This window comes from Alkalihalobacterium sp. TH-98 (genome assembly GCF_057473385.1).
Genome location: NZ_JBYCKM010000032.1, coordinates 56,650 through 67,472 on the forward strand (window position 1 = coordinate 56,650; position 10,823 = coordinate 67,472).

General features: G+C 39.0%; 9 protein-coding genes. 8 read left to right on the forward strand and 1 reads right to left on the reverse strand.

The window, feature by feature from the left end:
• The first annotated feature begins 170 nt into the window (after window positions 1-170).
• Both lon and yihA read left to right on the forward strand, forming a co-directional pair.
• Window positions 171-2,504, forward strand: coding sequence for an endopeptidase La (gene lon / locus AC2VNP_RS12055; protein WP_486917565.1), 2,334 nt, complete (start codon window positions 171-173; stop codon window positions 2,502-2,504).
• On the forward strand, window positions 2,501-3,088 hold the full coding sequence (gene yihA, locus AC2VNP_RS12060) for a ribosome biogenesis GTP-binding protein YihA/YsxC (protein WP_486917556.1): 588 nt from the start codon (window positions 2,501-2,503) through the stop codon (window positions 3,086-3,088). Before lon ends, yihA begins: the two co-directional genes overlap by 4 nt.
• A 503-nt stretch (window positions 3,089-3,591) precedes the next feature.
• Here the strand turns inward: yihA and AC2VNP_RS12065 are convergent.
• Window positions 3,592-4,068, reverse strand: a complete 477-nt coding sequence (locus AC2VNP_RS12065; protein WP_486917557.1) for a LiaI-LiaF-like domain-containing protein — start codon at window positions 4,066-4,068, stop codon at window positions 3,592-3,594.
• 264 nt (window positions 4,069-4,332) lie between these two features.
• Here AC2VNP_RS12065 and hemA point away from each other — a divergent pair, with 264 nt between their 5' ends.
• The 6 genes from hemA to hemL are packed head-to-tail and all read left to right on the forward strand — an operon-like array spanning window position 4,333 to window position 10,613.
• Entirely contained in the window at window positions 4,333-5,724 is a 1,392-nt protein-coding gene (hemA, locus tag AC2VNP_RS12070; protein ID WP_486917558.1) for a glutamyl-tRNA reductase, read from the forward strand.
• Between the two features lie 32 nt (window positions 5,725-5,756).
• Complete coding sequence (gene ccsA / locus AC2VNP_RS12075) at window positions 5,757-6,563, forward strand: cytochrome c biogenesis protein CcsA (RefSeq protein WP_486917566.1); 807 nt, start codon at window positions 5,757-5,759, stop codon at window positions 6,561-6,563.
• 48 nt (window positions 6,564-6,611) lie between these two features.
• Complete coding sequence (gene hemC / locus AC2VNP_RS12080) at window positions 6,612-7,544, forward strand: hydroxymethylbilane synthase (RefSeq protein WP_486917559.1); 933 nt, start codon at window positions 6,612-6,614, stop codon at window positions 7,542-7,544.
• The gene (locus tag AC2VNP_RS12085) at window positions 7,544-8,335 is read left to right on the forward strand and encodes a uroporphyrinogen-III synthase (protein WP_486917560.1); all 792 of its coding nucleotides are present in this window, start codon (window positions 7,544-7,546) and stop codon (window positions 8,333-8,335) included. The genes hemC and AC2VNP_RS12085 overlap by 1 nt, the downstream gene beginning before the upstream one ends.
• Window positions 8,328-9,308, forward strand: a complete 981-nt coding sequence (hemB, locus tag AC2VNP_RS12090; RefSeq protein ID WP_486917561.1) for a porphobilinogen synthase — start codon at window positions 8,328-8,330, stop codon at window positions 9,306-9,308. Before AC2VNP_RS12085 ends, hemB begins: the two co-directional genes overlap by 8 nt.
• A gap of 18 nt (window positions 9,309-9,326) precedes the next feature.
• Window positions 9,327-10,613, forward strand: a complete 1,287-nt coding sequence (hemL, locus tag AC2VNP_RS12095; protein ID WP_486917562.1) for a glutamate-1-semialdehyde 2,1-aminomutase — start codon at window positions 9,327-9,329, stop codon at window positions 10,611-10,613.
• Window positions 10,614-10,823 lie beyond the last annotated feature (210 nt).

Sequence of the window (10,823 nt, forward strand, 5' to 3'; positions counted from 1 at the left end):
CATGAACTTAAATTAGACAAAGAAAGGTCAATAGGATAGAATTGTATAAAAGAAATCTTGGTAAACTTTTCTACATATTTAATTAGGTGTTAGGAACTAATCCTATCGTTCATTGTGAACATCTCCATAGTATCGATGAACTAACTATGGTGGTCGGAGGTGCTGTTAAAATGGTTGAAAATAATAATACAAGAGTGATTCCACTTCTACCTTTACGAGGACTGCTTGTCTTTCCAACAATGGTTCTGCACTTAGATGTTGGACGCGAGAAATCAGTCAATGCTCTGGAAAAAGTAATGTTAGAAGACCATGAAATTTTACTTTCTACCCAGAAAGAAATCTCAATAGATGAACCGAGTGAAGATGAAATTTATTCGATCGGGACATTAGCAAAAGTAAAGCAAATGTTAAAGCTTCCGAATGGAACAATCCGCGTTCTTGTTGAAGGTATTAGCCGTGCAAAAATTGAACGATTTACTGATAATGCGGAAATGTTTGAGGTTGAAATTTCAATTCTTGAAGAAGAGCACATGGATAACACGCTCGAAGAAAAAGCTTTAATGCGAAATACTCTTCATCAATTTGAACAATACATCAAACTATCTAAAAAGATTTCAAATGAAACGTTAGCATCAGTTGCTGACATTACGGAAGCAGATAGGCTTGCAGATGTTATTTCATCGCACCTGCCATTAAAGATTGCTGAAAAGCAAGAACTTCTTGAAATGACCGCTGTTAAAGAACGCTTAACAAAGATCATCGAGGTTTTAAATAATGAACAAGAAGTATTAGGTCTTGAGAAAAAAATCGGCCAACGTGTTAAAAAATCGATGGAAAAAACACAGAAGGAATACTACCTTCGAGAGCAAATGAAAGCAATTCAAAAAGAGTTAGGCGATAAAGAAGGCCGCACTGGTGAAATAGCGTCATTAAAAGATAAAATACTTGAAGCTAACATGCCTGAAAGTATTGAAGCGAAGGCTTTAAAAGAATTGGATCGTTATGAAAAAATGCCTGCATCTTCAGCAGAGAGTTCCGTGATCCGCAACTATATTGATTGGTTAATCAATTTACCGTGGACGAGAGAGACGGAAGATGTCTTAGATATTAATCATGCGGAAGATATTTTAAATGAAGACCATTATGGACTTGAAAAAGTAAAAGAACGTGTACTTGAATATCTAGCGGTCCAACAATTAACCAAGGAATTAAAAGGACCAATTCTCTGTTTAGCTGGACCTCCAGGTGTCGGAAAAACTTCTTTAGCAAGATCGATTGCTCGATCACTAAATCGTGAATTTGTTCGTATTTCACTCGGTGGTGTACGAGATGAAGCAGAAATTCGCGGGCACAGACGTACCTATGTTGGAGCTATGCCGGGTCGAGTCATCCAAGGAATGAAAAAAGCAGGTTCCATTAACCCTGTTTTCTTACTTGATGAAATTGATAAAATGGCTTCAGATTTCAGGGGGGACCCTTCAGCTGCATTACTAGAAGTATTAGATCCAGAACAAAACAATACATTTAGTGATCACTTTATTGAAGAGCCATATAATCTATCCAAAGTCATGTTTGTAACTACAGCTAATAATATTGGTACAATCCCAGGTCCATTGCTTGACCGAATGGAAATTATATCAATTCCTGGCTATACTGAATTAGAAAAGCAGCACATTGCCAGCAATTATTTGTTACCGAAGCAGATGAAAGAACATGGGATGACCAAAGGAAAGCTTCAAGTAAAAGACGATGCATTATTAAAAGTGATTCGTTATTATACACGAGAAGCAGGAGTTCGTAGCCTCGAGCGTCAAATGGCGACTTTATGCCGTAAAGCTGCAAAAATGTTAGTATCAGGTGAGAAAAAACGAGTCGTCGTTACAGATAAAACAGTTGAAGATATGCTCGGAAAACCGAAATTCCGATATGGACTTGCGGAGGTAGAAGACCAAATCGGTGCAGCTACTGGGCTAGCTTATACAACAGTTGGTGGAGACACGTTATCCATTGAAGTGTCTGTTGTCCAAGGGAAAGGAAAATTAATTTTAACAGGTAAACTTGGTGACGTTATGAAAGAATCGGCACAAGCTGCTTTTAGTTATATTCGTTCACGTTCTGAGGAACTTGAAGTCGATCCAAGTTTTCATGAGAAAAATGATATCCATATCCATGTTCCTGAAGGAGCAACTCCAAAGGATGGACCTTCCGCTGGGATTACAATGGCAACTGCACTCGTATCGGCTTTAACAGGGCGACCAGTTAAGAAAGAAGTCGGTATGACTGGAGAAATTACACTTCGCGGTCGAGTTTTACCAATTGGCGGACTAAAAGAAAAATCAATGAGTGCACACCGCGCTGGTTTAACAACCATCATTATGCCGAAAGACAATGAAAAAGATTTAGAGGACATCCCGAAAAGTGTGCGCGATGAACTGACATTTATTCCCGTTTCACATTTAGATGAAGTCCTTAAAGTAGCGTTGGGAGAGAAAAAACAAAAATGAAAGTAACAAAAGCAGAATTAGGAACGGTAGCCGTAAAGCCAGAACAGTATCCGACGACAGGTTTACCTGAGTTTGGTCTTGCAGGTCGCTCGAACGTTGGTAAATCATCGTTCATCAATAAAATGTTAAATCGTAAGAAGTTAGCGAGAACGTCACAACGTCCGGGTAAAACCCAAACGTTAAACTTTTATCTCATTAATGAGATGGTCTATTTTGTCGACGTGCCAGGTTATGGTTTTGCCAAAGTATCGAAAACGGAACGTGAAGCTTGGGGCAAAATGATTGAAACGTACATTCAAAATAGAGACCAACTAAAAGCGGTTCTTCAAATAATTGATATTCGTCATGAACCATCGAAAGATGACCGGGCGATGTACGAGTGGCTCAAGCACTATGAAATTCCGGTAATTCTTATTGCAACGAAAGCTGATAAAATCCCTAAAGGAAAATGGGATAAACATTGTAAAATTATTAGAGAAGTACTGAATAAAGATAAAGAAGACCCTTTAATCGTCTTTTCCTCAGAAACAGCTCAAGGAAAAGAGGAAGCCTGGAATACGATCTTAGCTTACATGAAAAAATAAGTGGTAGATTGGAAACAGACAAATTCAACACTAAATTCCAGTATAATATGCTTGAGAAAAGGCACGAAGAACTGTTCTTCGTGCCTTCAACTGTTATATATGTTTGTCAAAAATGCCCTTATTAAAAACGACTTGAGAGTCTATTTCCAAAAATCTGAAGCTATTTTCTATGCGGACTAATAGGCCGTTATTTGTTGAAATTTCAATGGTTTTACGATTGAAACGGACTGAGAAGCCCTTATCTAGCAAAAAAGTTAAGATTTTAACGTAATTAATAGGAAATAAGGTCCTCTCAGTCCGGAAGAACCTTTGAAATGGTGTTTTTTATGAAAATAAGGTCTTCTGAGTCCGTAAAAATTTAACACCTACGAACTTGCTTGAAAGTCCCCCTATTTCTATTATATCTTTGTAACCAAGTAATTTCTTTTGATAATACCGCGCGATTTACCCGTCATTATTAAACTTTCGACATCAAAACGCAAGTCGAAATTACACCTCTCTAGCTATTTTTTTCGAAAAATAAGATAAACACCTAAAGCAATTAATAAAAGAGGCCAAAAACCTTCAAATATATCTAAGAAAGACCCGAGCCATTTCATCAAGTCAGTAGAGAAAAAGCCGAATCCTGAAACGATAAAAAGAATGATAGCTGGAACAAGACCGTCTCTTTTCGTTCTTAAGTATAAGAGCATAAAGGCAAGACCGACAATTAACGTAAACATCGCCCAATGTTGCGGCCAACCGGAAAACATAACAAGCGCATGAAAATGAACGCCTAATCCTACGAGAAGTGCACCAGGAAAGATCGCACCTGAATCATGCCCTAAATAGGATTGAAATAAAAAGGCAATCCCGATAATTAAAAGTATCGAAGGCCAAGTTAATAATTGCTTAGCGATAGGGAGGTCAAATTGTTGCAGAAGAAAATAGGCACCTACACCGATAAATAAAATTCCAGGGAAAATTCCTTGTTTTTTCATTAAATTATCGTCTCCTTTCATATATTTACACGTAGATGGATATGCTACATATATATTCCTGTTTACAAGTTTTTACTATAATCAATAACATCTGGCAGGAAAACCATGACAATACCAACATGATATCACAGGCTTTCATGATCTGTTCACAATTTTTTTTGGTATCGGAAAAAAAGCATGTTATAATGAGGACAGACTATGTCGGAAAAGAGAGAGAAATCCCGATAATAAATAGATAGGATGTAGTGGGGGTGAAGCTTTACCATGCATATTTTAGTTGTCGGATTAAATTATAAATCAGCACCTGTAGAAATTCGTGAACGCTTTGCCTTTCCAGCGGGAGAACTTCCACAGGCGCTTCATAAGTTACGCAATATGAAAAGTATTTTAGAATGTACGATTGTTTCTACCTGTAACCGCACAGAGATTTATGTAGTCTCTGATCAATTGCATACAGGTCGACATTTCACAAAAGTTTTTCTTTCAGAATGGTTTAATTTAGCTCGTGAAGAATTCACAAGCTATTTAGATATACGTGAAGATGAGCATGCTATAGAGCACCTTTTACGAGTAACTTGTGGTTTAGATTCAATGGTTCTAGGGGAAACGCAAATACTAGGACAAATCAAAGACAGCTTTTTACTGGCTCAAGAAAACGGTGCGACGGGAACAATTTTTAATCATCTATTCAAACAAGCAGTGACACTAGCGAAACGCGCTCATTCAGAGACGGAGATTGGTAATAACGCAGTGTCTGTTAGTTATGCCGCTGTTGAGTTAGGTAAAAATATTTTTGGTGATTTTAAAGACAAGCATGTGTTAATTCTAGGCGCAGGAAAAATGAGTGAATTAACGGCAAAACACTTACATGCAAACGGTGCTAGTAAAATTACAGTCATTAACCGTACGGAAGCAAAGGCTGCAGAACTAGCGGAGCGTTTCTTAGGAACATCTCGTCCAATGGAGCAGTTAGCAGATGCACTCATTGATGCTGATATTTTAATAAGTTCAACGGGTGCTAGAGACTATGTAATTACGCCAGCGATCGCGAAACAAGCGATGAAGAAGAGAAAAGGTCGCCCGCTCTTTATGGTTGATATTGCAGTACCTCGTGATTTAGATCCAGCGCTTGCAGATTTCGATGATATTTATTTATATGATATCGATGATCTAGAAGGAATCGTCCAAGCAAATCTAGCTGAGCGTAAAAAAGAAGCAGAAAAGATTGAACTGATGATTGAAGAAGAAATCGTTGCGTTTAATGGTTGGCTGAACACATTAGGAGTTGTGCCACTAATTTCTGCTTTACGTACAAAAGCGTTAGCAATTCAAGCGGACACGATGGACAGTCTCGTTCGCAAACTGCCGAATTTAACTGAGCGTGATAAAAAGGTACTAAGTAAACATACAAAGAGTATCGTCAATCAGTTGTTAAAAGAACCAATTACAAGAGTAAAAGAACTAGCTGCAGAAGAAGATGCACAGCGTTCACTTGAGTTGTTTACGAAGATTTTTGCTCTAGAAGAAGAGTTAGCAGAACAAAAGGTAAAGGAACAAGAAAAGCTTCGTATTGAAATGGCAGAACTTCAGTGGGATAAAAAGAAAGCTGAAACTGTACAATTTACAAACGTAAAAGGTGTTGCCGTACGCTCCTAAGGAGGAGTCTTCGTTTGATCAGTTTAAATTGGATGTATCTTTTAACGGTTATTTTATATAGTTTAAGTGTCCTCGGATACTTTTTTGATTTTATACAAAACAACCGGAAGGTCAACCAAATGGCCTTCTGGTTGCTTTCTATTGTCTGGGTTTTACAAACCTCTTTTTTTATTTTACGAATGTTAGAAGTCAATCGGTTCCCAGTTCTTACTCCGTTTGAAGGACTATTTTTTTACGCATGGCTACTCGTCACGTTCTCACTGATTATTAACTGGCGTTATCGGGTAGATTTTCTGGTTCTTTTTACAAACGTAGTCGGATTTATTTTAATGTCACTCAGTGTGTTTACACCGACGGGCGATATACCTGAAGAACTTTCACAACTACTAATTTCAGAACTTTTAATTATTCATGTCATACTCATTTTACTTTCATATGCCGCTTTTACATTATCATTTGCTTTTGCCTCAATGTATGTCATCCAACATCAAATGTTAAAGCGAAAACTATGGGGAAAACGACTAGTACGGTTTGGGAACTTAGCCAAGCTTGATAAACTTTCCTATTTTAGTGCTTTATTTGCCTTTCCGTTATTACTTCTAGGGATTATTCTCGGATTCATCTGGGCGTCGATCCAATTTGGGGAACTCCCGTGGCTTGATGCAAAAGTAATCAGTTCACTTATTGTTTTAGCAATGTATGGCTATTACTTATATCAACGAACTGTAAAAAATGCGAAAGGTTATCTAATGGCATTAACCAATATCGCAACATTTCTACTTGTATTAATTAACTACTTTTTATCGAGTAGTTTCTCAAACTTTCATCTATGGTATTAAATTCAGTATAATGTGTATAGAAAAAACGAACACAATTGGAGGATACGAATGAGAAAAATAGTAATTGGGTCAAGAAAGAGTCAACTAGCATTAACTCAAACGAATTGGGTCATTGAACAATTAAAAAAGGCAGGAGTCCCAAATGAGTTTGAAGTCAAAAAGATCGTTACAAAAGGTGACCAAATTCTTGATGTTACTCTTTCAAAAGTAGGGGGAAAAGGGTTATTTGTTAAAGAAATTGAGCAGGCGATGAGCGACAAAGAGATTGACATTGCGGTTCATAGTATGAAAGATGTTCCTTCAGAATTACCGGAAGGATTTACGTTAGCGGCAGTGACTGAGCGTGTAGACCCTCGTGATGCATTCATTTCGAATGATCATGTAAAACTAGCTGATCTTCCTGCTGGTTCAATTGTTGGAACGAGCAGTTTACGTCGTTCTGCTCAAATTTTAGCCAGTCGACCAGACCTTGAAATTCAATGGATCCGTGGAAATATTGATACGAGACTTCGCAAGTTAAAAGAAGAAAACTTCGATGCGATTATACTAGCTGCTGCAGGTCTGCAACGTATGGGCTGGTCTAATGATGTTGTTACCGAATATTTAGAGCCTGAAGTTTGTATTCCTGCCGTTGGTCAAGGTGCATTAGGGATTGAATGCCGCTCAGACGACCAAGAAGTGATTGATATGTTACAACATTTAAATCATCCTGAAACGGCTCGTACCGTTACAGCAGAACGCGCATTCCTTCATAAAATTGAAGGCGGGTGCCAGGTACCAATTGCCGCGTATGCAACGCTTGAAGACAATAACGATGTAAAGATCACAGCTCTAGTTGGTTCACCAGATGGAAAAACGATTTTACACGAAACGTTAACTGGAAGTGATCCTCAAAACCTTGGTGAATTAGCAGCCCAGAAGCTCCTTGATAAAGGTGCGAAAGACATTTTAACTCAAGTGAAGAAAGAGTTAGATCTATAATGATGACTTCGCTTCCTCTTGCTGGTGTTACGATTGGAGTAACGAGAGCTAAGGAGCAGTCTCGTTCGTTTATAAATAAAATAGAAGCTCAAGGAGGGATTGCAGTTGCTGTTCCGCTCCTTGCGTTTCAATCACCTAAAGACAAACATTCTATTCAAAAAGTTTTGTCTCATTTACATACATATGATTGGCTCGTGATTACGAGTGCAAATGGCGTTCAGTTTTTTCTTAATGAAGTCGACGAGATGGACAAGCGATCAGATTTATTGACAAAACAAATTGCTGTTGTTGGAACAAAGACAGAAGAAGTTCTTCAATCTTATGGGTTAAAGGCTTCGCTGCTTCCTGATCAATTTGTCGCAGAAAGTTTGTTAGAAGAGCTTCAGGCTAACTTGAACAAAGAAAGTCGCATCTTACTTGTGAAAGGTAATCTGTCCCGTGATGTAATCTATGACGGTCTAAAAGAAGATGGCTTTTCTGTGGAAGAAGTAACAGTTTATGAAACGGTGGAAAATGAAGAAGTAGAAGACGAACTAGTACATATGCTAACCAATCATAAACTGGACTATTTAACATTTGCAAGTCCGTCGACGGTCCAACATTTTATAAGTATTGTTAACAAGAACAATTTAACGTTAGATCAACAGATGACTTTTGTCTGTATCGGTCCAATTACAGCTCAAGCAGCCGAACAGTCGAGCTTGCAACCGCTTTTAGTAGCCAAAGAATTCACTACAGAAGGTATGATCCAAGAAATTATCGAACATAAAGGGAGGCCCAAACATGTCTGAATTACATTTCAGTCGTCACCGCAGACTTAGAGGAACGGCATCGATTCGTTCAATGGTGAGGGAAACACATTTACATAAAGAAGACTTAATTTACCCGATTTTTGTAACAGAAGGTGAACAAGTGCGTCATGAAGTACCTTCCATGCCGGGTGTATTTCAACTTTCACTTGATCTTTTAAATGAAGAAGTAAATGAAGTTGTTGATTTAGGGATTCCAGCCATTATTGTATTTGGTGTACCAAATGATAAAGATGATGTCGGGACATCTGCTTATTGCGACCATGGTATTGTTCAAAAAGCAATTAGACAAATTAAAGAAGTGCACTCGGATCTAACGGTTATCGCAGATACATGTTTATGTCAGTTTACGGATCACGGCCACTGTGGTGTCATTGAGGAAGGAAAAGTATTAAATGATCCTACCCTTGAATTATTAGCGAAAACAGCTGTGTCTCAAGCAAAAGCCGGTGCTGATATTATTGCCCCTTCCAATATGATGGATGGATTTGTAGCAGCAATCCGTCACGGTTTAGATGAAGCAGGCTATCACGATGTACCGATTATGTCGTATGCCGTAAAATATGCATCTAGCTATTATGGACCATTCCGTGATGCCGCTCATTCGTCGCCTAAATTCGGTGACCGCAAAACGTATCAAATGGATCCTGCCAATCGTTTAGAAGCAATTCGTGAAGCGGAGTCAGATATGAATGAAGGAGCAGACTTCCTTATTGTTAAACCAGCACTATCGTATTTAGATATTATTCGTGAAGTAAAAGATTTTTCGGGTGCTCCTGTCGTTGCGTATAACGTCAGCGGTGAGTATTCGATGATCAAAGCAGCTGCTCAAAACGGCTGGATTGATGAAAAAAGCGTAGTACTTGAAACATTAATGAGTATGAAACGTGCCGGTGCAGATCTAATTTTAACGTACTTTGCAAAAGATGTTGTACGTTGGTTGAATGAAAAATAAACGATAGAGGTGAAGCAGTTGAGAACCTATGAAAAATCGCAAGCCGCGTTTTCAGAAGCAAAACCAGTCATGCCAGGCGGAGTAAATAGCCCTGTTCGTGCCTTTAAATCTGTGAAGATGGACCCTGTTTTTATGGAAAGAGGAGAAGGAGCACGTATTTATGATATTGATGGTAACGAGTACATTGATTATGTATTGTCTTGGGGACCGCTTATTTTAGGACATGCCGATGATCAAGTCGTTGAAGCTTTAAAGAAATCGGTTGAAAAAGGAACAAGCTTTGGTGCGCCGAGTGAGCTAGAAACGAAACTTGCCAAGCTCGTTATTGACCGTGTTCCTTCGATTGAAGTTGTTCGTATGGTGAACTCAGGAACAGAAGCAACAATGAGTGCTTTACGTCTAGCACGCGGTTATACAGGTCGTAATAAAATCATTAAATTTGAAGGGTGCTACCACGGTCATGGTGATTCCTTATTGATTAAAGCCGGTTCTGGTGTAGCGACACTTGGATTGCCGGATAGTCCTGGAGTTCCTGAATCCGTCGCTCAAAATACGCTAACCGTTCCTTATAATGATATTGAAAGTTTAAAATTAGCATATGAAAAATTCGGCGATGACGTTGCCGCTGTAATTTTAGAACCTGTTGCTGGAAATATGGGTGTCGTTCGTCCGGAGCCTGGCTTCCTTGAGGCGGTTCGCGATATAACTCACTCTCACGGCAGCTTACTCATTTTTGATGAAGTTATGACAGGATTCCGTGTCGGTTATCATTGTGCACAAGGAGAGTTTGGGGTAACACCTGACTTAACGTGCCTTGGAAAAGTAATCGGTGGAGGCTTGCCAGTTGGAGCTTACGGCGGGCGTCGTGAAATCATGGAGCAAATCGCGCCGGCTGGTCCGATTTATCAAGCAGGAACTCTTTCAGGAAACCCGCTGGCAATGACAGCTGGATATGAAACACTATCACAGCTTAAACCAGAACATTATGAGGAGTTTGACCGTCTTGGTAAGCGTTTAGCAGAAGGCTTATCAGCTGCAGCAACGAAGCATGGCATTCCTCATACGACGAGTCGAGCAGGTTCAATGGTCGGTTTCTTCTTTACCGATCAACCGGTCAAGGACTTTGCATCTGCTTCAACATCAAACTTAGATTTTTTTGCAGCGTACTTTAAAGAGATGCTCCACCAAGGAATTTCTCTACCACCATCACAGTTTGAAGGTATGTTCTTATCCACGAAGCATACTGAAAAAGACATTGATGACACGATTGCAGCTGCAGAAATCGCATTTTCAAAACTGAAGTAATCGCTCTATCTTTTGATTACATCACAAAGTGGTAGTAAAGGCTCAGACTAATTGGTCTGAGCCTTTATTAGTTGGATGAAGATTTATTAATGTAAGGTGATATCGGAATTCAGCAAATGGAACTAGAGGGAGAGAATAGAGCCCGAGCTCCTGTAAAATCAGATGATACGGGAACTAAAGGGAGAGAATAGAGCCCGAGCTCCTGTAAAA

What these genes read in the sequence shown, in the direction of transcription:
- ccsA (WP_486917566.1), top strand. Translation starts at nt 5,757, where the DNA reads ATGTATCTTTTAACGGTTATTTTATATAGTTTAAGTGTCCTCGGATAC.
- AC2VNP_RS12085 (WP_486917560.1), top strand. Translation starts at nt 7,544, where the DNA reads ATGATGACTTCGCTTCCTCTTGCTGGTGTTACGATTGGAGTAACGAGA.
- AC2VNP_RS12065 (WP_486917557.1), bottom strand. Translation starts at nt 4,068, where the DNA reads ATGAAAAAACAAGGAATTTTCCCTGGAATTTTATTTATCGGTGTAGGT.
- yihA (WP_486917556.1), top strand. Translation starts at nt 2,501, where the DNA reads ATGAAAGTAACAAAAGCAGAATTAGGAACGGTAGCCGTAAAGCCAGAA.
- hemC (WP_486917559.1), top strand. Translation starts at nt 6,612, where the DNA reads ATGAGAAAAATAGTAATTGGGTCAAGAAAGAGTCAACTAGCATTAACT.
- hemA (WP_486917558.1), top strand. Translation starts at nt 4,333, where the DNA reads ATGCATATTTTAGTTGTCGGATTAAATTATAAATCAGCACCTGTAGAA.
- lon (WP_486917565.1), top strand. Translation starts at nt 171, where the DNA reads ATGGTTGAAAATAATAATACAAGAGTGATTCCACTTCTACCTTTACGA.
- hemB (WP_486917561.1), top strand. Translation starts at nt 8,328, where the DNA reads ATGTCTGAATTACATTTCAGTCGTCACCGCAGACTTAGAGGAACGGCA.